This is a genomic window from Zoogloea sp. (assembly GCF_030157465.1).
GTDB lineage: Bacteria > Pseudomonadota > Gammaproteobacteria > Burkholderiales > Rhodocyclaceae > Zoogloea.
Genome location: NZ_JAOAUU010000029.1, coordinates 1 through 23916 on the forward strand (window position 1 = coordinate 1; position 23916 = coordinate 23916).

22 protein-coding genes are annotated in these 23916 nt (G+C 63.4%); 14 read left to right on the plus strand and 8 right to left on the minus strand.

What is annotated here, in order from left to right; translation table 11 throughout:
• From Q1W26_RS03690 to Q1W26_RS03745, 13 genes are all read left to right on the plus strand, one after another.
• On the plus strand, nt 1-328 hold a 328-nt coding region (locus Q1W26_RS03690; protein WP_300436030.1), incomplete at its 5' end, for a hypothetical protein.
• Between the two features lie 14 nt (nt 329-342).
• Nucleotides 343-615: a phage tail assembly protein gene (locus Q1W26_RS03695; RefSeq protein WP_300436033.1), complete on the plus strand. Its 273-nt coding sequence runs from the start codon at nt 343-345 to the stop codon at nt 613-615.
• A 252-nt stretch (nt 616-867) separates the two neighbouring features.
• The gene (locus Q1W26_RS03700; protein ID WP_300436036.1) at nt 868-2925 is read left to right on the plus strand and encodes a phage tail tape measure protein; all 2058 of its coding nucleotides are present in this window, start codon (nt 868-870) and stop codon (nt 2923-2925) included.
• A complete protein-coding gene (locus tag Q1W26_RS03705) occupies nt 2922-4052 on the plus strand; it encodes a DNA circularization N-terminal domain-containing protein (RefSeq protein ID WP_300436039.1) in 1131 nt (376 codons plus the stop codon). The genes Q1W26_RS03700 and Q1W26_RS03705 overlap by 4 nt, the downstream gene beginning before the upstream one ends.
• Complete coding sequence (locus tag Q1W26_RS03710; protein ID WP_300436042.1) at nt 4045-5061, plus strand: phage baseplate assembly protein; 1017 nt, start codon at nt 4045-4047, stop codon at nt 5059-5061. Before Q1W26_RS03705 ends, Q1W26_RS03710 begins: the two co-directional genes overlap by 8 nt.
• On the plus strand, nt 5058-5585 hold the full coding sequence (locus Q1W26_RS03715; protein WP_300436045.1) for a phage baseplate assembly protein: 528 nt from the start codon (nt 5058-5060) through the stop codon (nt 5583-5585). Before Q1W26_RS03710 ends, Q1W26_RS03715 begins: the two co-directional genes overlap by 4 nt.
• Complete coding sequence (locus tag Q1W26_RS03720; RefSeq protein WP_300436048.1) at nt 5582-6649, plus strand: hypothetical protein; 1068 nt, start codon at nt 5582-5584, stop codon at nt 6647-6649. Before Q1W26_RS03715 ends, Q1W26_RS03720 begins: the two co-directional genes overlap by 4 nt.
• Nucleotides 6646-7689, plus strand: coding sequence for a baseplate J/gp47 family protein (locus Q1W26_RS03725; RefSeq protein ID WP_300436050.1), 1044 nt, complete (start codon nt 6646-6648; stop codon nt 7687-7689). The genes Q1W26_RS03720 and Q1W26_RS03725 overlap by 4 nt, the downstream gene beginning before the upstream one ends.
• Before the next feature lie 2 nt (nt 7690-7691).
• The gene (locus tag Q1W26_RS03730) at nt 7692-8156 is read left to right on the plus strand and encodes a hypothetical protein (RefSeq protein WP_300436053.1); all 465 of its coding nucleotides are present in this window, start codon (nt 7692-7694) and stop codon (nt 8154-8156) included.
• A gap of 11 nt (nt 8157-8167) precedes the next feature.
• Nucleotides 8168-8746, plus strand: a complete 579-nt coding sequence (locus Q1W26_RS03735) for a hypothetical protein (protein ID WP_300436055.1) — start codon at nt 8168-8170, stop codon at nt 8744-8746.
• A gap of 54 nt (nt 8747-8800) precedes the next feature.
• Complete coding sequence (locus Q1W26_RS21475; protein ID WP_366143631.1) at nt 8801-9055, plus strand: Com family DNA-binding transcriptional regulator; 255 nt, start codon at nt 8801-8803, stop codon at nt 9053-9055.
• Nucleotides 9028-9843 carry a DNA adenine methylase gene (locus Q1W26_RS03740; RefSeq protein ID WP_300436057.1) on the plus strand — a complete coding sequence of 272 codons (816 nt, stop codon included), beginning with the start codon at nt 9028-9030 and terminating at the stop codon, nt 9841-9843. Before Q1W26_RS21475 ends, Q1W26_RS03740 begins: the two co-directional genes overlap by 28 nt.
• Nucleotides 9844-9866: 23 nt before the next feature.
• Complete coding sequence (locus Q1W26_RS03745) at nt 9867-10394, plus strand: hypothetical protein (RefSeq protein ID WP_300436066.1); 528 nt, start codon at nt 9867-9869, stop codon at nt 10392-10394.
• 39 nt (nt 10395-10433) lie between these two features.
• On the opposite strand, the gene ftsB is transcribed toward Q1W26_RS03745, so the two are convergent.
• From ftsB to Q1W26_RS03780, 7 genes are all read right to left on the minus strand, one after another.
• Nucleotides 10434-10709 carry a cell division protein FtsB gene (ftsB, locus tag Q1W26_RS03750; protein ID WP_300436069.1) on the minus strand — a complete coding sequence of 92 codons (276 nt, stop codon included), beginning with the start codon at nt 10707-10709 and terminating at the stop codon, nt 10434-10436.
• A gap of 53 nt (nt 10710-10762) precedes the next feature.
• Nucleotides 10763-12052 carry a phosphopyruvate hydratase gene (eno, locus tag Q1W26_RS03755; protein ID WP_300436072.1) on the minus strand — a complete coding sequence of 430 codons (1290 nt, stop codon included), beginning with the start codon at nt 12050-12052 and terminating at the stop codon, nt 10763-10765.
• Nucleotides 12053-12146: 94 nt separating this feature from the next.
• A complete protein-coding gene (gene kdsA, locus Q1W26_RS03760; RefSeq protein ID WP_300436076.1) occupies nt 12147-12986 on the minus strand; it encodes a 3-deoxy-8-phosphooctulonate synthase in 840 nt (279 codons plus the stop codon).
• Between the two features lie 11 nt (nt 12987-12997).
• The gene (locus Q1W26_RS03765) at nt 12998-14632 is read right to left on the minus strand and encodes a CTP synthase (protein ID WP_300436079.1); all 1635 of its coding nucleotides are present in this window, start codon (nt 14630-14632) and stop codon (nt 12998-13000) included.
• A 139-nt stretch (nt 14633-14771) separates the two neighbouring features.
• The gene (locus Q1W26_RS03770; RefSeq protein WP_300436082.1) at nt 14772-15320 is read right to left on the minus strand and encodes a hydrolase; all 549 of its coding nucleotides are present in this window, start codon (nt 15318-15320) and stop codon (nt 14772-14774) included.
• 15 nt (nt 15321-15335) lie between these two features.
• The gene (locus Q1W26_RS03775) at nt 15336-17315 is read right to left on the minus strand and encodes an acetoacetate--CoA ligase (RefSeq protein ID WP_300436085.1); all 1980 of its coding nucleotides are present in this window, start codon (nt 17313-17315) and stop codon (nt 15336-15338) included.
• 67 nt (nt 17316-17382) lie between these two features.
• Nucleotides 17383-17811 (minus strand): thioesterase family protein, encoded by a 429-nt coding sequence (locus tag Q1W26_RS03780; protein WP_300436088.1) that lies wholly within the window; start codon nt 17809-17811, stop codon nt 17383-17385.
• 215 nt (nt 17812-18026) lie between these two features.
• Here Q1W26_RS03780 and Q1W26_RS03785 point away from each other — a divergent pair, with 215 nt between their 5' ends.
• Complete coding sequence (locus Q1W26_RS03785) at nt 18027-19670, plus strand: electron transfer flavoprotein-ubiquinone oxidoreductase (protein ID WP_300436091.1); 1644 nt, start codon at nt 18027-18029, stop codon at nt 19668-19670.
• Nucleotides 19671-19982: 312 nt separating this feature from the next.
• Here the strand turns inward: Q1W26_RS03785 and purL are convergent, their stop codons facing one another.
• A complete protein-coding gene (gene purL / locus Q1W26_RS03790; RefSeq protein WP_300436094.1) occupies nt 19983-23912 on the minus strand; it encodes a phosphoribosylformylglycinamidine synthase in 3930 nt (1309 codons plus the stop codon).
• Nucleotides 23913-23916 lie beyond the last annotated feature (4 nt).

Genomic DNA, 23916 nt, shown 5'->3' on the forward strand with positions numbered 1-23916 from the left:
CATCGTCCCGGCCCCTTACGCCGCTGCCGCCAGTGCAGCGTGCGAGCACCTGGCTGGCGCTGGCGGCTCGGGGATGTACACGACGCCTCTCTCTCCCACCGGCGAGCTGCCCGCGACGCATTACATCAGCTCGGGCCTCATTGAGCAGGACTTCGCCAACCTGCTCGCCAACCCCGACGCGCTCACTGCTGTGGCCACGCAGGCCGGCATTGATCCCGGACCACTTGTAGCCATCGTCGCGACAGCGGACATCACCGACGAGCCGGCAGACGTGGCCCTGGCCCGCCTCGGGCTGCAGCTCTGCCACACCCTCGACACCACTCTCTGAACAAGGACACCCCAATGCCCAAGCATCCCCTCAAACACCCCATCACGATCGGCAAGCGCACGATCGACACGCTTAGCTTCCGCGATTTCGCAACGGCCGACGACCTGCTCGCCTTCGACCAGGGCGGCCCGACTCAGCAGACGATCCACCTGATTGCCAACCTCACGGGCACTGCCCCCGAGATTATCGGCAAGCTGCATGTGCATGACTTTCGGGCTTGCGATGCGATTGCCAACGAGCTGATCAAGCCGGAGGATCGGGACGAAAAAAACTTAGACGTGTCCTGATGGCGTGTGCCCTGGTTGCCCGGGGCTTGCATCAGGATTTGCGCTACATCAGGCGCCTGCCCTTACCAGAGTTGTTTGTGTGGGCCGCGATTGCGGCGCCGCTGGAGGGGCGGAAGTTCGAGTGATTCAATAAAGGAGGCTTCGGCCTCCTTTTTCTTTGCCTCGCGATATGTGGGCGGGAAACATTTCCGTCCTGCACAGGCTTTTTGCCGGCCCCTATGCTGGCCGTACCCCTCAAATGGTGCGGTCAGCATGAGCAACGTTACAAAAGTTGAAATCCTGTTCACGGCAAAGGACGGCAGCGGCGCCGGCCTCAAGGCTGTGGAGCAGGCGGTGCGAAAGTCGGCCGACGAGGCCGTGAAGGGCTCCGAGCGCACGGCCGCCGCGGCCCGGCAATCGGCTACCGCAAGCACGCAGGCGGTGCAGTCTGCCCACGACACCCACATCCGGTTGTACCGGGACATGGCCAGCGCCCGCGAGACGCTGGGCATCCGCGCCGAGCGCGCGGTACGCGACGAGATTCGCAGCACCCAGCAGGCGTACCAGACCCTTGCGAGATCCGGCGCGATGAGCGCCCGCGAGCTGGCCCGCGCGCAGGACGCAACCCTTGGCAAGGTGCGCGAGCTGAAGCGCGAGTTGGGCGAGGTGAGCAAGATGCAGCGCCTCGAGCAGGCTGCCCAGGTGGGTGCCGCTGGGGCGGCCGGGGGCTATGCGGCGGCGCGGGTGGTCAATGCTCCGATCAAGGCCGCCGAAAACCTTGAGGTGGCTCAGGCAGACCTGAAGATTGCCCTGGCTAAAAAAGGCGGCAAGGTCAATGCCAGGGATTACGCCGAAATCATGCGGCAGGCCGAAGCATTGGGCGGTGACCTGCCGGGCTCGACCAAGGATTTTGTGTCGGCCGCCACGGCGCTGAGTGAGCAAGGCATGCCGGCCAGCGCGATCACTGGCGGGGGCCTCAAGGCATCGGCGGAGTTTGGCGTGCTGGCCAAGATGGACCAGTACCAGAGCGCAACGACGATCGCGAAGATGCGCGAGGCCTACGGGCTCGGGGATAGCGAGCTGCCCGAGATGGCCAACATGATGCAAAAGGCCCGCTACGCCTACGGGATTAGCCCTGACGACTTCCAGCAGGTGGGGAGGTACGCATCTTCTACATTCGACACCCTCAAGCTCACTGGCAAGGACAACGCCCGCGACCTGCTGGCTGTGCAGGGCATGGCGGCATCGGTCGGCCTCGAGGGCACGTCGTTCGGCACCAACTTCGCGCAGATGCTCACCCGTACCAGTCAGGTGGATTTCCGCAAAATGGGCTCGGGCGAAGAGGCCAAAGAGGTACGGGCGCTGCTGGACAAATACCAGATCCAGCTGGAGTTCTTCGGTAAGGACGGCAAGTTCGCGGGCATCGAGAACATGTTCAGCCAGCTCGACAAGCTCAAGCCGCTGACCGACGTCGACCGCTTGCACGTGCTCAACAAGCTGTTCGGTGTGGAGGCTGGCCGGCCGGCAGCAATCATGATCAATAAAGGCGGGCTAGAAGGCTTCAGGGCCAGCCGCGACAAGCTCGACGAGCAGTCGGACGTGGGGCCGCGCATCGCGCTCAAGACCAACACGTTGCAATCGAAGCAAGAGGCCCTCGCCGGCACGTGGGAAAACGCTCAAGCCAAGGCGGCTGAAGGCGTGGCGGGTATGAAAAAGAGCCTGGTTGAAGTGATGACCGGCACGCTGAGCGACACCGTGCAGCCCGTGCTTGAGAAAAACCCCGGCCTTGGCACTGGTGCCATTGCTGCGAGCGCGCTGGGTGCCGGGGCTGCGGGCACCTGGGCAGCCAGCCGCATGCTGCAGGGCGTAATGGGCACCGGAACCGGCCTGCGGCTGCTCTCTTCGATACCCGGTATCGGCGGTGCGGCCGGGCTCGCCAGCCGGCTGCCGGTGATCCCGAAGGGTGCGGGGCTTTTTGGCATTGGCGCTGGGTTGGGGGGCGCGGTGCTGTCGTCGATGTACGGCGAGGAGAGCGCCGCGGCCCGCTACGGCAGCGCGGCACTGTCGGGCGCCGGCCTTGGGGCGACGGTGGGCAGCATCATCCCCGGCCTCGGCACCGCCGTGGGCGGGGGCGTGGGCGCGGCGCTGGGTGTGGCCGTGCAGGGCCTTACCGACATGCTCAAGCAGGAGCCGAAGCCGACAAACGTCAAAGCGGATATCACCGTTGGCCTGGCCCCCGGCCTGGTGCTGCAGGGGCAGAACGTGCAAACCAGCGGCCCCGGCGGTGCAGCGGTGAACACCGGAAACATCTGGAGCGGAGCACCTAAATGAGCTGGACTGACCGACTGGAGCGGGCGGCCTGGAAGGGTTTTGCCTTTTTGACTGACAGCCACGAGGCCAAGGCCGGCCGCCGGCTGGTGGTGCATGAATTCCCCGGCGCCGATGAGCCGATTGTGGAAGACCTTGGCGGCAAGGCGCGCGAGTGGCGGGTGACGGCCTATTTCATTGGTCCGGATTACGACCTGGCGCGCAACAAGCTGCTGGCCCTGCTGGCCACCGGTGGGGCCGACTGGCTGACCCACCCGTGGCTGGGCCGGTTGTGGGTGCGGGCGCAGGAATGGTCGGTGAGCGAGAGCAGCGACCGGGGGGGCATGGCCACGGTGTCGATAGGCTTTGTGCCCGGCGGCCGTGCCCCCAGCGTGCCGAAGGTGGACATGGCCGATGCGGCGCTGGGTGCCGCCCGCCGGGCCAGCGCTGCAGTGGTGGCGGATTTTGACCTGGCGCCGATGCCCGTTGATGTGCTGACCCGCTGGGTGGCCACCGTGCAGGGTGGGCTTGAGGCGCTGCGCAAGGTGGTGAGCTTGTCGGCCTTGCCTGTGGCGTGGGCGCACACGGTGAGCACCCAGATTGAGGGCGTAAAGACGGACTTGCGCTTGCTGGTTGCCCAGCCCCAGGTCTACGCCAACGCGCTGCAGTCGATCGCCAACGCGCTGGGGGCGACCGACGGTGTTGAGGATGACGCCCGGCCGCGCGTGGTGGGCCGGCTGGCATCGGTGGCCCTGAAGGGCCGCACTGCGGGGGGCGATGCCCTAACAGCCAACCTGGCGGCCGAGGCGCTGCTGCGGCGCCGCTTGTTGGCGGTGGCCGCGGCCGAGGCGGCTATCGCTGATTACCGCACCGCTGCCGATCGGGATGCAGCCCTGGCGGCTGCACTGGCCGCGCTGGATGCGCTGCTGCCCACGGCGGGCGATGCGGTGTTCGAACCGTTGCTGACGCTGCGCACCGGGCTGTTGGAAACGCTATCTGCCCAGGCGCTGGCACCGGCCGAGGTGCGCGATGTGGTGGCGTACATGCCGGCCACGGTGCTGGCCCATCGGCTGGATGTGGACGAGGACATTTTTAACCGTACAAACGGCGTGACGCACCCGCTGTTTGTGGTGGGGAGGGTGTATGGCTGAGCAATACGTGGAGCTGCGCTTTGACGGGGTGCGCTATGCGGGCTGGCAGCGGGTGGAGGTGCGCGAATCGGTGGATGACTTGTGTGCGACGGTGCAGCTGGCCAGCGCCGGGCCGGGCATTGGGGACGATGTGCCGATGACGGTGAACAGCGTGGTGGAGGTGCTGGTGGACGGTGAGCTGGCCACCACGGTGCGCGCGGATGTGGTGGGGCGACGGGTGGGCAGCGACAGCCACGCGATCCGCTTTCAGGGCCGCTCGCTGGGGCGTGAGCTGGTGGATTGCCAGTACAGCAAGACGATGAACGGCCTGAAGTTGGCCGAGATTGTGAAGCAGCTTGGAAAGACGTTTGAAGTGCCGGTGAAGATCGACGCCGAAACGGCGGCCGTGCCCAACTTTGCCATGCAGTGCGAGCAGCCGGCCAATGCACTGATCAACGCGGCCCGCACGGCCAACCTGCTGATTTACCCCACGGCAGACGGCGGCATTGTGCTGACCGCCCCCACCGCGGCGCCCCCGGTGGCCACGCTGCGCTACGGCGAGCACATCAAGGCTTACGACGTGGTGGATGAATACAAGCTGCGTTTTAGCGACTACGTGGTGAAGAGCTTTGACTATGCGAGCAGCGAGGCCTTGAAGGGGGCGGTGAAGGATTCGGGCATCAGCTATTTCCGCCCCATGCACATTGTTGCCGACCGGCACGGCGGCAGCGCCGGGGCCTGCGGCCGCCGGGCCGAGCTGGAGCGCAACCGCCGCCAGGCGCGGGCGCACCGGATTGAAATCGAGGTGCTGGGCTGGCGCCACGCGGAGGGCTTGTGGGCGATCAATACCCAGGTGCGGGTGGTGATTCCACGCGAGGGCATCGACGGGGTGTTTTTGATCGGCGAACGGGCTTTTACGCTGGATAGCCAAGGTGGGTCGGTCACCCATTTGCAGTTGATGAGCCGGGATGCCTTTGTGGGCAACGCAACGCCGTCACGCAAAAAACGCAACGCAGGGAGCCGCAAATGAGTGTGATGGATCAGGTTTGGAGCCGGCTGCAGCTGGTGTTTGCGCAGGCCCGCGTGACACGGGTGGGCGACGGGAAAGTGCAGGTGCGGGCGCTCGACGAAGAAGTACTCGACGTAGCGCGGGTGACGCCCTACGGCTTTAGCCACCACCCGCCCGGCGGCGAGGCTTATGTGGCGTTTGTGGCTGGCGACCGTGCCCAGGGCATTGCCCTGGTGGTGGGCGACAAGCGTTACAGCATGAGCCTGGCCAGCGGTGAGGTGGCGATCCATGACGCCGAAGGCAACTACGTGCTCATCAAGGCGGGCGGGGTGGTTGAAGTGAAGGCGAGCACGCGAGTGGTGGCCGATTGCCCGGAGTTTGAGACGACGGGGAATGTGTTGATCGGGGGGAGTTTGGTAGTGATGGGCGATGCTCATGCCGGCGGTGCAATGTCGGACGGGGTGGGGTCAATGGGGGCGATGCGAGCAGTTTTTGACGGGCATAAACATGGCAGCAGCCCGCTGCCCGATCGGAGCATGTCATGAGTTTTTTGGACTTGACGGGGCGCCGTACTTTTACAACGTCGGGCACGCCGACTTTGGTGGCTGGCCCTGGGGTGGGTGTCGATCAGGTGACTCACTTCGACGGTGCACTCGACTGGCTGCAGTCTGTCGAAGCCCTTGCTGATTTTGCTTTTGGTACCGGTGATTTTTGTGTCGAAGTGGCTGCGCGGATTACACGCCACAACGTGGTTTTGGTGGATTTCTACCGTACGGGCTATTCGGGCTGGCAACTGTGGGTTACTGCGGCAGGCCTGGTGCAGTGGTGGCGAGGTGACCTCTCTTACCTCAATGGCACTGCTGTGCCTTTGGGCGAGTTTGTCATCCTTGCCGCAGACCGTTGGGCCGGCGTGTTGCGATTGTTCGTCAACGGCATTTTGGTTGCGACGATGGCCGACACATTCAATTACAGCACTACGGTGGATGTGTTCGCGCTGGGCGCGCAGGTGGCCCAGCGGAATTCAAACTATGACGTGCTGGGGGATATTGCCTGGTCGCGTGTGACACGAGCGTCGCGGTATGTGGGCACGTACACGCCAGCGCTGCCGATGGCAGGCACGGGTGACCCTCTTTGGGGGCAGACCGTGATGTTGTTTGTATCGGGCAATGTGGCGGGCGGTAGCGGTGCTGCGGCCGTAACTGTTATCGAGCCGGTGCAGAGGGCTGTTGGCTTAAAGCAGGTGAGTAACGGCGTTTTTGACCTGATGTTCTACGACCCGGAAATTGATGACCAGGCCGTGGAAACCCTGGTGTACGCCGTGCTTTTTACCGATGCCGAGGCCCCTGCCGGCCGCGAGCCCGATCGCTACCTGCGCCGTGGCTGGTGGCTGGCTGCGGATTCGGGTTGTGGGTTGTGGCATGTGCGCCGGCAGCCCCTGGGCAGTGCGGCCCGCCTCGAGGCCGTTGAGCTGGTGCGCACGGTGCTGGAGGCGCATGGCCTGACGGACCTGTCGGTGACCGAGCGGAGCCCGGCAGGCGTTTCCGGCGTGGTGCTGGATATCACGGGCCTTTACCGTGACCGCTCCTTTCTTGTGAGCGTGCCCCTATGACTTACGTGAGACCGACGTTCGACGAACTCAAGGCCCGCATTGAGGTGGATCTGGCGCTGGTGCCTGCCGTGCTGCGCGGGCCGCTGTCGGCAGCCTGGGCACGGGCTTGCCACGGCCAGCATGGACACCTGGCGTGGATTGATGCGCAGTGCTCACCGCTCACCTGCGACCTTGACCGGCTGTATGCCTGGGCGGCGCTGTATGGGGTCGATCGCCTGGCGCCGGCCGCAGCGGCCGGGGCGCTTGCCGTCACTGGCGCAGCCGGTGCCCAGGTGCTGGCGGGCTCCCTGTGGCGCAGCCCGACAGGCCTCGACTATGAGGCCCTCGAGGCCGTGGTGCTGCTCGATGGCACGGCCCGTGTCGAGGCGCGCTGCACGACGGCTGGGGTGGTGGGCAACCTGCTCGCCGGTAGCAAGTTGACGCTGATCGACCCGGTGCTGGGAGTCGATGCGTCAGCCACGGTGATGGCGGGCGGGCTGTCTGGAGGGGCCGATGCCGAGTCGGTCGATGACTGGCGTATCCGCGTGGCCGACGAGTGGCGGGCAGTGGTGGAGGTGGGCGGCCGCTCCGGGCGGGTCGAAGATTACCGCTACTGGGCCCGCAGCGCCCACCCGGCGGTGACGTCGGCACTGGTGCAGCTCCATGCTCTGGGCCTCGGTACTGTGCTGATCCGCCCAATCTGCAACAGCCTGCCCAGCCGTCTGCCAACCCTGGCAATCCGCGATGACGTGCTTAATTACGTGCTCAGCCGCGCACCGGCTACCGCCGATGTGCGGGTGGCCAGCCCGGTGTCAAAGGCTGTGCAGATCCGTGTTCTGCTCGATCCCGAAGTGGATTCGGGCACGAACCGCGCTGCGATTTTTGCCAACCTGGCTGACCTGGTGCACAGCCTGGTGACCGATGAGGCGGAGCTGGAAATGGTGGCCGTGGATGATGTGATCCGCCGGGTAACCAGCCGATACACGCGCCTGGCACCGGTGGCCAACCTGGTGTGCGGGCCGGGCGAGGCTTTCGCCGAGCCGACGCTGGTGTGGGGCTGATCATGTCGATCCAGCGCTATAGCGCCAGCGATTTCGGCGATGCAATGCGGGCCCTGCTTCCCCCCGGCCAGGCCTGGGAGTGGCCTCGCGGTGGCACCGGCGACACCCTAATGCTGGCCATGGGGCGGGAGCTAGCCCGTGTGGCTGATACGGCGCCGGGTGTGGTTTCCGCTGCCGTGGCTGTGCATGTTCCGGCTGCATCGAACTTCCACGTATCGGCGTATCGGGCTGTCGCCCAGGCTGAGGTTGTGCGGCAGGGTGCAGCTGTGTCAGACGTCCAGGTTGATCACCTGGTGTGCCAGCCGTTTCAAGTTGGCAGCACTGCCGGAAGCCCGGTATGGAGCTACCGGGCGCGGTATCTCCTGCGCGTGCGCTACCGCGCCGCGGTGGTGGATCGGGCAGCCCTGCAGGCCCGGCTGGAGACATTCAAGCAGGCACATGTGTGCCTGTGGTTTGAAACGATTTGAGGAGAGTATCGATGATCAAAACAACTGCCCCGGGCAATGCTTCCGGAAACTTCGTTGAGGAGAATGTCGGCGCTGGTCAGCCGCCGACCATCATTGAGGCCGCATGGCTGAACATGATTCAGAACGAACTGCTTAATGTTTTGGATAGGGCAAGCATCGCGCCCTCTGCTGCGTCCCATAGTCAAGTCGCCGATGCGATTCAGCAGCTCATCACCCTGGGTGCGCCAGCCCAGAGCACTGATGCGCAGACGTTGCAGACCCACCCCGCTTCGCATTTTCTCAAGCTCGTCGATGTCACGCTGACCGAGGTCGGGACTTCTTGGGCGCTGGATACGCCGTGGATCATATTGCAGGGCGGCAAGATCCTGGGTGCCGAGCTGTACGAGCTGACATTCCACAATGTGACTTTTACGATCCCACTGAGCAAGGTGTTTGGGTTCTTCCCATCCATCAGCTACGCCGTTGGGATCAGCGGTGCGATGGGGATCGTCTTCAAAGATCTCACAGGCACAGGCTGTGTGGTGTTTGGTGACAGCTCACAGGCAACGACAACCGGCGATATTCACTGGCTGGCGATCGGCCTGAAATAAAGACGGTGCGACCGTGCCCGGTGCTGGAACACCGGACACGGCCACCTCCAGCAGATGCGCCTGCATTCGGCCAAGGCACCGCCACCGTCCGGACGGCGTCCAAAGCCTACATGCAGTAGGTACAACGTGAAAGATTTCAGGTGTTCAAAGTGCTGTAGAAAACTTGCCGAAGTGGGTCATGTGGCCCACCTGGCAATCAAGTGCCCGCGCTGCGGTGCACTCAATACCCTGAAGGCCCCTGAGCCTCCCGAAGCGCCTCGAGCGCAGAAAGAAGTTCAGCCATGCCCCCGCTCATTAACAACCCGGTAAATCCGATCATCCCCTGGCTCGGTGGAAAGCGCCGGCTGGCAGATCGCCTCATCCCCCTGTTCCCTGCCCACGAGTGCTACGTGGAAGTGTTCTGCGGGGGTGGGGCGCTCTACTTCCTCCGGCCCATGCCTGCCACCGTGGAGGTGATCAACGACATCAACGGCGAGCTGATCAACCTCTACCGGGTGGTTCAGCACCACCTGGAAGAGTTCATGCGGCAGTTCAAGTACGCGCTGAGTAGTCGGCAGGTGTTCAAGTGGCTTCAGATCACCCGCCCGGAGACGCTCACGGACATCCAGCGCGCTGCCCGGTTCTTCTATCTCCAGCACCATGCTTTCGGTGGCAAGGTGGATGGCCAGAACTTCGGCACGGCGACCACCGCCCCACCGGTCAATCTTCTGCGGATCGAAGAAAACCTCTCGGCTGCGCACCTTCGGCTGGCAGGCGGAACGATCATCGAAAACAGTAGCTGGCAAGACTGCGTGAAGCGCTACGACAGGCCCCACACTTTCTTCTACATGGACCCGCCCTACTGGCAGACCGAAGGCTACGGGGTGCCCTTTGAGTGGGCACAATACGAAGCCCTTGCCGACACCATGCGTTCATGCAAAGGCAAGGTCATGCTCTCCATCAACGACCATCCGGATATCCGGAGTTGCTTCGCCGGCCTTGTCTTCCACGACCTGGCCATCAAGTACTCCGTAGCCAGCTCCCATGGCCAAGTCGCCGAAAGCCGTGAGCTGGTGATCACCAACTACGACCCCTCCCCCATGGGTGGGCTTTTCTAAGGCAAAAAAATAGCCGTCCAGAAATGAACGGCTACCATTCGTTTATTCGCGTCCGCAATTCAAACGCGCTTTATCCGAGATTCAAACGCGCTTTACTCCAGGGGACCCGCAAGGTCGCGTTCGACTTCGTCGTGCCGGTCTGCTCTACCGCCTCGCCGGCCGCCCTCAGCCTGATCGACAACGCCCTGGCACAATCGGCCGCCCTCATGCTGGGTCGCACACTGGACGAAGCGCGGGACGAACTCCGGGCACGCGGTCTGGACGAAAACGAGATCGAACGCCTCGCTCCGCATCTGGTCTGCCCAAGCGATCAGCCGAGCACGACGCTGCTCATGCCAGCGATTACGCCCTTCAGCGTCGGGCAACTCCTTGCGCTCTATGAACACAAGGTTTTTGTGCAGGGATGGATTTGGGGAATCAACAGCTTCGACCAGTACGGAGTCGAACTGGGGAAGAACATGGCACGCAGCATCGAGAACGGTGCCAACGCGAAAAGGGATGGTTCCACGCTTGGACTGCTTGCGGCCATCAAAGGGATGTCCGGCGCCTGAGCCCCGGAGAGAGGCGCTTCACAGCTTTCCGGTGTCTGCCTACTTCAACTGGGGAATCTGGACAAAGACTTCGTCCGGCTTGGTGAGGCCAAGCTCGAATCGCGCCCGCTCTTCGACGGCTTCGTAACCCGTCTTCAGATCACGCACTTCAGCCTCAAGGCCGGTATTGCGCTGCTCCAGCTTGTTGTTGCCCTCTTTCTGGGCTGTCAGCTGCTTTTCAACTTCCCAGACGCGCAGCCAGCCGCCCTTGCCGATCCACAGGGGATACTGCAAGGCTATGACGAGAAGCGTGAGGACGAGAGTGGGCCAGCGCATGGGAACATCCAGCTGGGGGTCGACCGGCCTGAACCGGCCGACCCCGCCTGCGATCAGCGATTACGCAGGTTGTAGAAGGCGGAAACACCAGGGTAGAAGGCGGTATCGCCAAGATCTTCCTCGATGCGCAGCAGCTGGTTGTACTTGGAGATACGATCCGAACGGGACAGCGAACCGGTCTTGATCTGCATCGCGTTGAGGCCCACGGCGATGTCGGCGATGGTGGAATCTTCGGTCTCGCCGGAGCGGTGGGAGATCACCGCGGTATAACCCGCACGCTTGGCCATTTCGACCGCAGCGAAGGTTTCGGTCAAGGTGCCGATCTGGTTGATCTTGATGAGGATCGAGTTGGCGATACCCTTCTCGATACCTTCTTTCAGGATGCGGGTATTGGTCACGAAGAGGTCGTCACCAACGATCTGAACGTGCTTGCCGAGACGATCGGTCAGAATCTTCCAGCCTTCCCAGTCGCCCTCGGCCATGCCGTCCTCGATGGAAACGATGGGGAATTTTTCGACCAGCGTGGCGAGGTAGTCGGTGAAACCTTCCGACGTGAGCGACAGGCCTTCGCCAACCAGCTCATACCTGCCGTTCTTGTAGAACTCGGAAGCCGCGCAGTCGAGTGCCAGCACCACATCACGGCCCGGCTCGTATCCCGCGTTGACCGTTGCTTCGAGAATCATGTTGAGGGCTTCTTCGGTGCCCGAAACGTTCGGGGCAAAGCCGCCTTCGTCGCCAACGGTGGTGGGGTAACCCTTCTTGTCGGTCAGCTTCTTCAGGTGATGGAAGATCTCGGCACCACAGCGCAGAGCCTCACGGAAGCTCTTCACGCCAACCGGCATGATCATGCATTCCTGGATGTCGAGGGAGTTGTTGGCGTGGGCGCCGCCGTTGATGACGTTCATCATCGGCACCGGCAGGGCCATGCCGCCGGAACCACCGAAGTAACGATACAGCGGCAAGCCGGCTTCTTCAGCGGCAGCCTTGGCAACCGCCATCGAAACAGCCAGCAGCGCATTGGCGCCGAGCCGGGACTTGTTCTCGGTGCCGTCGAGGTCGATCAGGGTCTTGTCGATGAAGGCCTGCTCTTCGGCGTCCAGGCCGATCAGGGCCTCCGAGATTTCGGTGTTGATGTTCTCGACGGCCTGCAGCACGCCCTTGCCAAGGTAACGGCTGGCATCACCGTCGCGCAGCTCGATGGCCTCGCGAGAGCCGGTGGAGGCGCCGGACGGAACAGCGGCGCGGCCCATCACGCCGGATTCCAGGAGCACATCGGCTTCAACGGTGGGGTTGCCGCGGGAATCGAGTACCTCGCGGGCAATGACATCAACAATTGCGCTCATGAACTTTCTCTCTCTTTACAGAATGAACATCGGCGATCAGCGGATCGCCCTCAACTTCAAAACCGGAAAACTGCCTGACACTTTGTCGGGAGGGTCAGGACTTCAGCTCTTCGAAACCCTGCGCCTTGACCAGTGCATCAATGCCCTTGAGGGTTGCCAGCAGCGCCTTCAACCTGCCCAGCGGCCAGGCGTTGGGGCCATCGGAGAAGGCCTTGGCGGGATCGGGATGGGTTTCCATGAACAGACCGGAGATACCGACGGCAACCGCGGCCCGGGCCAGCACCGGCACGAACTCGCGCTGACCGCCCGAAACCGTGCCCTGCCCGCCTGGCAGCTGCACGGAATGGGTGGCATCAAAAACCACCGGGCAGCCGGTTTCGCGCATGATTGCCAGCGAACGCATGTCGGAAACCAGGTTGTTGTAACCGAAGGAAGCTCCGCGCTCGCAGACCATGATGGTGTCCGCGCCGCCATTGGCCTCGCGGGCCTTGTCGACGACATTCTTCATGTCGCCGGGGGCGAGAAACTGGCCCTTCTTGATATTCACCGGCTTGCCGGATGCTGCGACGGCATGGATGAAATCAGTCTGCCGGCACAGGAAGGCCGGCGTCTGCAGCACATCGACCACTGCAGCCACGTGGGGCACTTCCTCGGCCGTATGCACGTCGGTAAGGATCGGCACGCCAAGCTTCTCGCGAACCTCGGCGAGGATTTCCAGGCCTTTTTCCATGCCCATGCCGCGGTAGGATGTGCCGGAACTCCGGTTGGCCTTGTCATAGCTGGACTTGTAGATGAACGGAATCGCCAGTTCGGCGCAAATTTCCTTGAGCGCCGCCGCGGTTTCGAAAGCCATCTCGCGGGACTCGATGACGCAGGGCCCCGCAATCAGGAAAAAGGGCTTGTCGAGACCGACATCGAAGCCGCAGAGTTTCATGGGGATTCCTTTCAGCCGCCCTGCTGATGGGCGAGTGCAGCCTTGACGAAGGCGGTGAAGAGCGGGTGGCCGTTACGCGGGTTGGAGGTGAATTCCGGGTGGAACTGACAGCCGACAAACCACGGATGAACTTCGGAGGGCAATTCGATCATTTCACACAGATCGGTGCCCGGCGCACGACCGGCAACCCGCAGCCCCTGGGCTTCGAGCTTGGCCAGCAGCGTGTTGTTCACTTCGTAGCGGTGACGATGGCGCTCGGTGATATCGGGCTTGCCATACACTTCACGGGCCAGCGAACCATCGGTCAGGTGACAGACCTGGCCGCCGAGGCGCATGGTGCCGCCAAGATCGGAATCCTCGCCGCGCTTCTCGATCTTGCCGGAGGCGTCATGCCATTCGGTGATCAGGCCGATCACCGGGTAATCGGTGTGCTTGTCGAATTCGGTGCTGTGCGCACCCGTCATGCCCGCCACATCGCGGGCGAATTCGACCACCGCCAGCTGCATGCCGAGGCAGATGCCGAGGTAGGGAACCTTGTTTTCGCGGGCGTAGCGGATCGCAGCGATCTTGCCTTCGGTGCCGCGCCGGCCGAAGCCACCGGGAACAAGAATGGCGTCCATGGACTTGAGCGCACCACAGCCGTTCTTTTCGATGTCCTCGGAATCCAAGTAGTGGATATTGACCTTGCTGCGGGTGTGCATGCCAGCATGGTTGAGGGCTTCGATCAGCGACTTGTAGGACTCGGTGAGATCGACATACTTGCCGACGAAGGCGATGTTGAGGTTGTGCTGCGGGTTTTGCAGCGCATCAATCAGACGCTCCCAGATGGTGAGATCGGCTGCGCGGGCAAGGATGCCCAGCTTGTGGCAGACGATTTCATCGAGCATCTGGTCATGCAGCATGCCGGGGATACGGTAGATGGAATCCGCATCGAGGCATTCGATCACGGCTTCAGGCATCACGTTGCAGAACAGCGCAATCTTGCGACGCTCGTCGGCCGGCACGGAGCGGTCAGCGCGGCACAGCAGGATGTCAGGCTGGATGCCGATCTCGCGCAGTTCCTTGACCGAGTGCTGGGTGGGCTTGGTCTTCAGCTCGCCGGCAGTCGGAATGTAGGGCAGCAGCGTGAGATGGATGAAGCAGGTGCTTTGGCGACCTTCTTCAATGCTCATCTGGCGGATCGCCTCGAGGAAGGGCAGTGATTCGATGTCGCCAACGGTGCCGCCCACTTCGATGATCGCCACATCGGCGCCTTCGGCACCACGCTTGACGTAGGTCTTGATCTCGTCGGTGATGTGGGGAATGACCTGGACGGTCTTGCCAAGGTATTCGCCGCGACGTTCCTTCTTGATCACGGCCTCGTAAATCTGGCCGGTGGTGAAGTTGTTGCGACGACCCATCTTGGCGCTGGTGAAGCGCTCGTAATGGCCCAGATCGAGGTCGGTCTCGGCACCATCTTCAGTCACGAAGACTTCCCCGTGCTGAAAGGGACTCATCGTGCCGGGGTCGACGTTGATGTAGGGGTCGAGCTTGAGGTGGGTGACCTTGATGCCGCGGGATTCAAGAATCGCCCCGAGAGAGGCTGCAGCGATGCCTTTGCCCAGAGAGGACACGACACCACCGGTAACGAAGACGTATTTGGTCATGACACGGGGGACTTCTGGAAAGGGGAATGATAGCCGATCCACACCCCTTTCTTCAACGGGAGGAGGCATCGGGCTGCGTAAAACACGCATCCCGAGCCGCCCGATCCAGGCTCGGGCCCCGGTGGTATCAGAAAAGTACCTAGTTGTCGCGGATGAAATCGCGGTTGATTTCACGAAACTGCGGGGTCGCGCTGCGCCGCAGCCATTCGAAAGCCACCATCTCGCGGGTGACGATCTCGACGCCGTGGCGACGCATGCGCTCGAGCGCCGCCTCCCTGTCGGCCGGCTTCCTGGAGCCGACGGCGTCAGCGACGACGAAGACCTCCTTGCCTTGCCAGCACAGCTCGAGCACGGTTTGCAGCACACAGACATGAGCTTCCGTGCCAACCACCACGACCTGCCTGCGTGCCTCCACCGGTGTGCCCGCGAGGCAGCCGTCCGACACGCAGGAAAAATGCGTCTTGGTGACCACCGGCGCCTCGCCCACGGCAGCCAGCAGCGGCCCGGCCGTGCGCCCCAGGCCTTCCGGGTACTGTTCCGAAACCACCACCGGCACATCGAGCCGCTGCGCCACTCCGGCAAGCCAGATACAGTTGGCGAGTACCGTTTCACCGTCGGCAATGGCCGGCAGCAGACGGGCCTGCACGTCCACGACCAGCAGGCTGGATTTATTGCGATCCATAAGCATGTGCGGCCCTCCCGCTCAGTTCTGTAATTCGGGGCGCGCCCGAAATTGTTCGAGGGCATCCGGATTGGCCAGCGCCTCGACATTCCTGACGGCTTCGCCATGCACGACCGAGCGCACCGCCAGTTCGACGATTTTGCCGCTCTTGGTGCGCGGGATATCGGTCACCTGCACGATTTTCGCTGGCACATGGCGTGGCGTGGTGTTGTCGCGGATCGTCTGGCGGATCCGGGCCGTCAGGGCTTCGTCGAGGGCCACCCCGTCGCGCAACTTGACGAAGAGCACCACGCGCACGTCACCGGCATCACCCGGCGGCCACTGCTGGCCAATCACCAGGGATTCGACGACCTCCCCGAGCTTTTCCACCTGACGGTAGATTTCCGCAGTGCCGATCCTTACCCCGCCAGGATTGAGCGTGGCGTCCGAACGGCCATAGATGATCAGCCCGTCGTGGGCCGTGATCTCGGAAAAATCACCGTGACACCACACGTTTTCAAAGCGCGCAAAGTAGGCCGAGCGATATTTTGCCCCGTCGGCATCATTCCAGAATCCCAGCGGCATCACCGGGAACGGCCGCGTGCAGACGAGCTCCCCCTTCTCGCCTCTCACCGGCGCGCCGGTTTCATCGAAGACATCCACGGCCATGCCGAGGGCCTTGCACTGGATCTCGCCAGGCCACACCGGCAGGGTCGGGTTACCGAGCACGAAGCACGAAACGATGTCGGTACCGCCAGAAATCGACGAAAGGCAGATATCGGATTTGATCTCGCGATAGACGTATTCGAAACCTTCGGGCACCAGCGGGCTGCCGGTCGAGAACATGGCGCGCAGGGCCGAAAGATCGTGGGTGGCACGCGGCCTGAGCCCTGCCTTGGCGATGCCGTCGATAAACTTGGCCGACGTGCCGAAGTGGGTCATGCCTTCGGCGGCGGCGTAATCGAAGAGAATCGCGCCGTTGCCGATCATCGGAGAACCATCGTAGAGCAGCAGCGTGGCGCCGGAGGCAAGGCCCGACACCAGCCAGTTCCACATCATCCAGCCGCAGGTGGTGAAGTAGAACAGCCTGTCACCCGGCTTGACGTCGCCGTGCAGGCGATGCTCTTTGAGGTGCTGCAGCAGCACGCCGCCGGCACAATGAACGATGCACTTGGGCACGCCGGTGGTGCCCGACGAATACATGATGAACAGCGGATGCGCGAAAGGCAGCTGCGCAAAAGCAATCTCGGTTTCGGCCAGGAAAGGCTTGACGAAATCCACCAGCATGCGTGCGTGATGCACATGCGAAATGTCGTGACGGGCATGCACGTAGGGCACGACAACAACGCGCTTCACCGACGGCAGGCCATCGGTGATCGCGGCCAGACGGTCGAGGCAGTCGACGATTTTTCCGTTGTAGTAATAGCCATCGACGGCCACCAGCACCTTGGGTTCGATCTGGCCGAAGCGGTCGAGCACGCCCTGCACACCGAAATCCGGCGAGGCGGATGAAAAGATCGCGCCGATGCTCGCCGCGGCCAGCATGACGACGATGGTTTCCGGCAGGTTCGGCATATAGGCCGCCACCCGGTCGCCGGCGACGACGCCCTGCTCTTGCAGCGCAGCCGCAAAATGCGCCACCTGACGATACAGGTCACCATGGGAAAGGCGGTTCTTCACCCGATCCTCGCCCCAGAAAACCAACGCATCGCTGTCGTCACGGCTGCGCAGCAGGTTCTCGGCGAAATTCAGGCGCGCCCCCGAAAACCAGCGGGCCCCGGGCATGTGCTCTGCGTCTTCGAGGACGACCGAGCCCATCTGCCCGCGCACCTCGCCAGACTCCCAGACCGAAGTCCAGAATTCGGCCGGCTCGTTGACCGACCAGGCGTGCAGCGTGTCATAACCGGGCAGGCTGCGGCCCCAGCGGGACTCGGCCCGACGGGCAAAAGCGGTGATATTGGCGGCGGCGATCCTGCCGCCATCGGGAACCCACAACGGGCGATCGGCGATGGGGTAGCTCATCTGGCTCTCCTGCAACTGAACTGTTTTCCGGAATACCGGCTCTGCGTCCGGTCGAATGCGGCAGTTGTCAGCTTACCCCGGCACGGATGGCGTCGGGGAGCGGAACCGACTTGCCGGTGCCCGGATCCATCCACACCACCTTCGAGGCCCCTTCGGAATAGAGACGATCATCGCCCTCCACACCCAGCTCATACCAGGTCATCACACTGCTGCGGCCAGGTTCGCCTGCATACATGCGCACCACCACTGTCGACGGATAATTGACCGGGATCAGAAAGGTGCAGCTGGCATTGATGATGACAGGCGCAACGGGATTGTCCGGCGTCACGGCAGAGCCGGCCTGCTCCAGCCACTCGACGCGGGCCTGCTCGAAATAGCGGAAGTAAACCGTGTTATTGACATGCCCGTAAGCGTCCATGTCCCCCCAGCGGACGGGAATTCTGGTGGTCAGGATCAGCCGGCGAGTCGGGGCCTGCGTGGGCGTTGCATGGGTCATGATGAGTGTTCTCCCCCGTTGTCTGTTTTTTGGATGAAAAGCGCCGTGTTGGGCGCCCTGGGGGTGCCCAACACGGCGTTGGTCAATGTAACATACGCCTGCGTATGTTGGCCTGCGGGTGCGGGTGTGCGACCGGGATTGCTCTCGGTCGTATGCGCAGTTACGCTTCGCAAGTTACGGCACAACAAATCAAAAAATTTCAGGAGGTGACAGCGATGGAACGGGATTCGATGGAATTTGACGCACTGATCGTAGGCGGCGGCCCGGCGGGCCTGGCCGCAGCGATCAGGCTCAAGCAACTGGCAGCAGAAAAAGGGCAGGACTTCACCGTCTGCCTGATCGAAAAGGCAGCCGAAATCGGCGCCCACATTCTTTCCGGTGCAGTGATCGACCCCCGCGCCCTCAACGAACTCATTCCCGACTGGAAGGAGCGCGGCGCCCCGCTCAACACTGAGGTCACCGAAGATCGCGTGATCTTCCTGTCCGAAACCGGGGGGCGCCAGGTGCCCAACGGCCTGCTCCCCGACTCTTTTCACAATGAAGGCAACTACATCGTTCGCCTCGGCAACCTGGTCAAATGGCTCGGCGAGCAGGCCGAGGCGATGGGCGTCGAGGTCTATCCGGGCTTCTCGGGTGCCCAGTTGCTGTTCGACGACAATGGCGCGGTAGCCGGTGTCATCACCGGTGACATGGGCGTCCTGAAGGACGGCACCCAGGGCCCCAACTTTCAGCCGGGCATGGAACTGCGCGCCAAGTACACGCTGTTTGCAGAAGGCTGCCGCGGCCATCTCGGCAAGGAACTCGAAGCACGCTTCAATCTGCGTGACGGCGCCGACCCGCAAACCTACGGCCTCGGCATCAAGGAACTGTGGGAAATCCCGGCCGACCAGCACGTCAAGGGCCTGGTCGTGCACACCGCCGGCTGGCCGATGGACGCCGCCACCTACGGCGGCGGCTTCTGCTACCACCTCGAAGACAATCTGGTTTCAGTCGGCTTCGTGGTCGGCCTCAACTACAGCAACCCCTACCTATCGCCCTTCGAGGAATTCCAGCGTTACAAAACGCACCCCGAGATCAGCAAATTCCTCAGCGGCGGCAAGCGCCTCGCCTATGGCGCCCGCGCCATTGCCGCCGGTGGCCTGCAGAGCCAGCCCAAGCTGGTTTTCCCAGGTGGCGGCCTGATCGGCGACGATGCGGGCTTCCTCAACGCCGCCCGCATCAAGGGCTCCCACGCCGCCATGAAGTCCGGCATGCTGGCCGCAGAAGCCGCCTATGACGCCCTGGCCGCCAACCGTGCCCAGGACGAACTCGACGCCTATCCGGCCGCTTTCAAGTCCAGCTGGCTGCACGCCGAACTCCACAAGACGCGCAACTTCAAGCCCTACATGAAAAAGGGCCTGTGGCTGGGCTCCTTCCTGTTCGGCGCCGAGCAAAAGCTCTTCGGCGGCAACGTACCCTGGACGCTCCACAACCACGCCGACCACACGGCCCTCAAGCCGGCCGCTGAGTGCAGCCCGATCGCCTACCCCAAGCCCGACGGCAAACTCAGCTTCGACCGGCTGTCATCGGTCTTCCTCTCCAACACCAACCACGAGGAAGACGAACCCTGCCACCTTCAGCTGAAGGATGCCTCGGTGCCCATCTCGATCAACCTCGCCAAGTACGACGCGCCCGAACAGCGCTACTGCCCGGCCGGTGTTTACGAGATCGTGCGCAGCCCCGAAGGCGACAACCCGCGCCTCCAGATCAACGCCCAGAACTGCGTGCACTGCAAAACGTGCGACATCAAGGATCCGACCCAGAACATCAACTGGGTAACGCCGCAGGGTGGTGAAGGCCCGATCTACCAGGGCATGTAAGGCACCGCCAGAAGGCCCTGAAAGGCACCTGCCGCATAACGCGGGAGGTGCCTTTTTTACGCCCGAAACCGTTGCGACATCGCACCGGGTCTGCCCCGCACCAGACTGCTCACCGTCGCCGAACAGAAAGCCCGCAGTGCCGATCCGGGCCACCTGCCAAGCCTTGCGACGCACCCGGCGCCGGAATCATCGTCTTACGCGAAGCTCTGGCCAGCGTCGGCTCCATGAATAAAACGAGGGGGCCGAAGCCCCCTCGTTCATATCGGTCAGCGCAGGCGCTGCGCAGCACTCAGCGCCCTGCCCGCCAATGCCTTACCCCACCCATTTCCGCGCATTGCGGAACATGCGCAGCCACGGCGAATCCTCGCCGAGATTTTCCGGATGCCAGCTCATCTGCACCGTCCGGGCAGTGCGCTCCGGGTGCGGCATCATGATCGTGAAGCGGCCGTCCGGCGTGGTCAGGCCGGTGATGCCATCGGGCGAACCGTTCGGGTTGAACGGGTAGCGCGTTGCCACCGCACCGGTGTTATCCACGTAGCGCAGCGCGATATTGGCGTTGTCCTGGGCGTCGACGCCCTGGAACACCGCGCGCCCTTCACCGTGGGAGACCACGATGGGCATGCGGCTTCCGGCCATGCCGGCCAGCAGGATAGACGGACTTTCCTGCACTTCCACCATCACGAAGCGGGCTTCGAACTGCTCGCTGCGGTTGCGCTGGAAGCGCGGCCAGGTTTCGGCACCGGGGATGATCTCGGCCAGGTTGGACATCATCTGGCAGCCGTTGCAAACGCCCAGCGCAAAGGTATCGGTGCGCTTGAAGAAGGTTTCGAACTGCTCGCGGAGCATCGGGTTGAACAGGATGGACTTGGCCCAGCCCTGCCCCGCGCCGAGCACGTCGCCATACGAGAAGCCGCCGCAGGCTGCCAGCCCCGTGAAGTCCGAGAGATGCACGCGACCGGACTGCAGATCGGACATATGCACATCAAATGGCGCGAAACCGGCACGTTCGAAAGCGGCGGCCATTTCGGCCTGGGAGTTCACGCCCTGCTCACGCAGGATCGCAACCTTGGGCCGGACACCGCTAGCGATGAAGGGCGCGGCGATATCGTCGGCCGCATCAAAGCTCAGGGCCACCGACAGGCCGGGGTTGGCGTTGTCGGCCAGCGCGTCGAATTCCTCCTTGGCGCATTCGGCGTCGTCACGCAGGCGGGCGATCTGGTAGCTGGTGTTCGACCAGATCTGCAACAACTCGGCGCGCGGTGCGCTGAACACGCGCTTGGCGTTGCGCCAGAAGCGCATCTCGTCGCGGTCGTTCGGCTCGCCGACAAAGTGGTAGCTGATGCGGGCTTCGCGCAGTGCCGTGGTAAAACGGCTGCGGTCTGCACGACGGATCTGGATCACCGCGCCCAGCTCTTCGGCAAACAGCGCCTTGAAAAGCATGTCATTGAAGCGGCCCTTGAGTGAATCGGGGCGCTTGTCGAGGCCATCCACGTCGTTCATGTACTGATCGTAGGCAACGGTGTCGAGCATCACCGAGATGCCGCACTTGGATGCGAAGGCCATTTCGCACAGCGTTGCGAAGAGGCCGCCGTCAGAACGGTCGTGGTAGGCGAGGATCAGGTCATCCTGGCGCCACTTCTGGATCAGGCCAAAGAAGGCTGCCAGCTGTTCGGCGTCCACATCCGGCGCGTATTCGGCCACCGAGTTGTAGGCCTGGGCCAGCACCGAGCCGCCGAGGCGGTTCTGGTTGTTGCCGAGGTCGATCAGCAGCAGCTCGGTTTCCACACCTTCCGGAAACTGGAGCTGCGGGGTCAGCGTGCGACGCACGTCCTCGACCTTCGCAAAGCCGGTCACGATGAGCGAAAGCGGCGACACGACCTGCTTGTCCTCGCCGTCATCCTGCCAGGCCGTGCGCATCGAGAGCGAATCCTTGCCCACCGGAATGGCCAGCCCGGCCTTCTGGCAGAACTGCGACACGGCTTCGACGGTGCGGAACAGCTTGACGTCCTCACCCCGGTGGCCAGCGGCAGCCATCCAGTTGGCGGAGAGTTTCACGTCACCGAGCGAACGGATGTCGGCCGCCGCGATGTTGGTGATCGCCTCGCCAACCGCCATGCGGCCGGAGGCCGGGGCATCCAGCGTGGCAACCGGCGTGCGCTCGCCCATCGCAAAGGCTTCGCCGAGGTAGCCGTGAAAGCTCATGGTGGTGACGGCCACGTCGGCCACCGGAATCTGCCACGGGCCGACCATCTGGTCGCGGGCGGTCATGCCGCCGACGGAGCGGTCGCCGATGGTGATCAGGAAGTTCTTGCTGGCCACGGCCGGCATCGACAACACGCGCTTGCAGGCATCGGCCAGGTCAATGTCGGTCACGTCGAAGGGCGGCAGGAAAACCTGGCGGGTAGATACGTTGCGGGTCATCTTCGGCGGCTTGCCAAGGAGAACCTGCATTTCCATGTCAACGGCGTCGTTGCCGAAGTGGCTGTCGGAAACCACCAGGCGGCCGTCGTCGGAAGCCTTGCCAACCACGGCAAACGGGCAACGCTCGCGCTCGCAGATGGCGCGGAAGGCATCGAGGCTTTCAGGCGCAATCGCGATGACGTAACGCTCCTGCGATTCGTTGGACCAGATTTCCCGCGGGCTCATGCCCGGCTCTTCGATATGCACTTCACGCAATTCGAAGTGCGCCCCCAGGCTGGCGGAATCGGCGAGTTCGGGGAAGGCATTGGACAGACCGCCGGCGCCCACGTCATGAATGGCGAGGATGGGGTTGTCGGAACCCTTCTGCCAGCAGGCGTCGATGACTTCCTGGCAGCGGCGCTCGATTTCCGGGTTGCCGCGCTGGACGGATGCGAAGTCGAGATCGGCCGTGTTGGTGCCGGTGGCCATCGAAGAGGCCGCACCGCCACCCAGACCGATCAGCATGCCCGGGCCGCCCAACTGGATCAGCAGGGTGCCGGGGCCGAACTTGACCTTGAAGGACTGCTCGGCCTGGATGCTGCCAAGACCGCCGGCGATCATGATCGGCTTGTGGTAGCCGCGCACTTCGTCCTGCACGCTTTGTTCAAAAGTGCGGAAATAGCCGGTAAGGTTGGGACGGCCGAATTCATTATTGAAGGCGGCTGCGCCGAGCGGGCCTTCGATCATGATGTCCAGCGCCGAAGCGATGCGCTCGGGCTTGCCGTAATGCTGCTCCCAGGGCTGCTCGGCGCCGGGAATCTCGAGGTTGGACACCGAGAAGCCGGACAGGCCCGCCTTGGGCTTGGAGCCGCGGCCGGTGGCACCTTCGTCGCGAATCTCGCCGCCGGAGCCGGTGGACGCGCCCGGGAAGGGCGAAATCGCGGTCGGGTGATTGTGGGTTTCAACCTTGGCCAGAATGTGGGTCAGTTCGTCGCGGAAGCGCCAGGCGCCGTCGGCGTCCGGATAGAGCTTGTCCACATTCGCGCCTTCGATCACCGAGGCGTTGTCGGAGTAGGCAACGACGGTGCCTTCCGGGTGGGCCTTGTGGGTTTCGCGGATCATGCCGAAGAGGGTCTTCTCTTCGGGGCGGCCGTCGATGACCCAATCGGCGTTGAAGATCTTGTGGCGGCAGTGCTCGGAGTTCGCCTGGGCGAACATCATCAGCTCCACGTCGGTGGGGTTGCGGCCCATGCGCGTGAAGTTTTCGACGAGGTAATCGATCTCGTCTTCCGAGAGGGCCAGGCCCAGCTCGGTGTTGGCCACCACCAGCGCGGCGCGGCCGCTGGCGAGGATGTCGACCGAGGTGAGCGGCTGGGGCGCGTAATGGTGGAACAGCGCGTGGGCGGCGTCGGCATTTTCAAGCACCGACTCGGTCATGCGGTCGTGGATCGCGGGCAGCACGGCGTCGCGATCGCGGGCGTCGAGACCGCCGCGCAGATCGAAGGAAAACGCGATGCCGCGCTCGACCCGGACAATCTTGTCGAAACCGCACTGGTGGGCGATGTCGGTGGCCTTCGAGGACCAGGGCGAAATCGTGCCCAGTCGCGGCGTCACCATCAGCAGACTGCCGGCTGGCGCGTCGCCCTCCGGGTGAACACCGAGGAGATCAATCAGGCGCGACAGCTCGTCGGCGGTGAGCGGCGCGCTGACTTCCGCAAAATACCAGTGCTCGGCGGCCAGCCCCTTGAGGCGGGGCAGGACGGCCTTGACCGAGTCGGTCAGCCGGGCAAGACGGGAACTGGAAAGGGCGGGCGCACCGCGCAGCTTGAGGATTTCGGACATGGCA

Coding starts and splice junctions, on each gene's coding strand:
- Q1W26_RS03695 (WP_300436033.1), top strand. CDS start 343: ATGCCCAAGCATCCCCTCAAACACCCCATCACGATCGGCAAGCGCACG.
- Q1W26_RS03700 (WP_300436036.1), top strand. CDS start 868: ATGAGCAACGTTACAAAAGTTGAAATCCTGTTCACGGCAAAGGACGGC.
- Q1W26_RS03705 (WP_300436039.1), top strand. CDS start 2,922: ATGAGCTGGACTGACCGACTGGAGCGGGCGGCCTGGAAGGGTTTTGCC.
- Q1W26_RS03710 (WP_300436042.1), top strand. CDS start 4,045: ATGGCTGAGCAATACGTGGAGCTGCGCTTTGACGGGGTGCGCTATGCG.
- Q1W26_RS03715 (WP_300436045.1), top strand. CDS start 5,058: ATGAGTGTGATGGATCAGGTTTGGAGCCGGCTGCAGCTGGTGTTTGCG.
- Q1W26_RS03720 (WP_300436048.1), top strand. CDS start 5,582: ATGAGTTTTTTGGACTTGACGGGGCGCCGTACTTTTACAACGTCGGGC.
- Q1W26_RS03725 (WP_300436050.1), top strand. CDS start 6,646: ATGACTTACGTGAGACCGACGTTCGACGAACTCAAGGCCCGCATTGAG.
- Q1W26_RS03730 (WP_300436053.1), top strand. CDS start 7,692: ATGTCGATCCAGCGCTATAGCGCCAGCGATTTCGGCGATGCAATGCGG.
- Q1W26_RS03735 (WP_300436055.1), top strand. CDS start 8,168: ATGATCAAAACAACTGCCCCGGGCAATGCTTCCGGAAACTTCGTTGAG.
- Q1W26_RS21475 (WP_366143631.1), top strand. CDS start 8,801: ATGCGCCTGCATTCGGCCAAGGCACCGCCACCGTCCGGACGGCGTCCA.
- Q1W26_RS03740 (WP_300436057.1), top strand. CDS start 9,028: ATGCCCCCGCTCATTAACAACCCGGTAAATCCGATCATCCCCTGGCTC.
- Q1W26_RS03745 (WP_300436066.1), top strand. CDS start 9,867: ATGAACGGCTACCATTCGTTTATTCGCGTCCGCAATTCAAACGCGCTT.
- ftsB (WP_300436069.1), bottom strand. CDS start 10,709: ATGCGCTGGCCCACTCTCGTCCTCACGCTTCTCGTCATAGCCTTGCAG.
- eno (WP_300436072.1), bottom strand. CDS start 12,052: ATGAGCGCAATTGTTGATGTCATTGCCCGCGAGGTACTCGATTCCCGC.
- kdsA (WP_300436076.1), bottom strand. CDS start 12,986: ATGAAACTCTGCGGCTTCGATGTCGGTCTCGACAAGCCCTTTTTCCTG.
- Q1W26_RS03765 (WP_300436079.1), bottom strand. CDS start 14,632: ATGACCAAATACGTCTTCGTTACCGGTGGTGTCGTGTCCTCTCTGGGC.
- Q1W26_RS03770 (WP_300436082.1), bottom strand. CDS start 15,320: ATGCTTATGGATCGCAATAAATCCAGCCTGCTGGTCGTGGACGTGCAG.
- Q1W26_RS03775 (WP_300436085.1), bottom strand. CDS start 17,315: ATGAGCTACCCCATCGCCGATCGCCCGTTGTGGGTTCCCGATGGCGGC.
- Q1W26_RS03780 (WP_300436088.1), bottom strand. CDS start 17,811: ATGACCCATGCAACGCCCACGCAGGCCCCGACTCGCCGGCTGATCCTG.
- Q1W26_RS03785 (WP_300436091.1), top strand. CDS start 18,027: ATGGAACGGGATTCGATGGAATTTGACGCACTGATCGTAGGCGGCGGC.
- purL (WP_300436094.1), bottom strand. CDS start 23,912: ATGTCCGAAATCCTCAAGCTGCGCGGTGCGCCCGCCCTTTCCAGTTCC.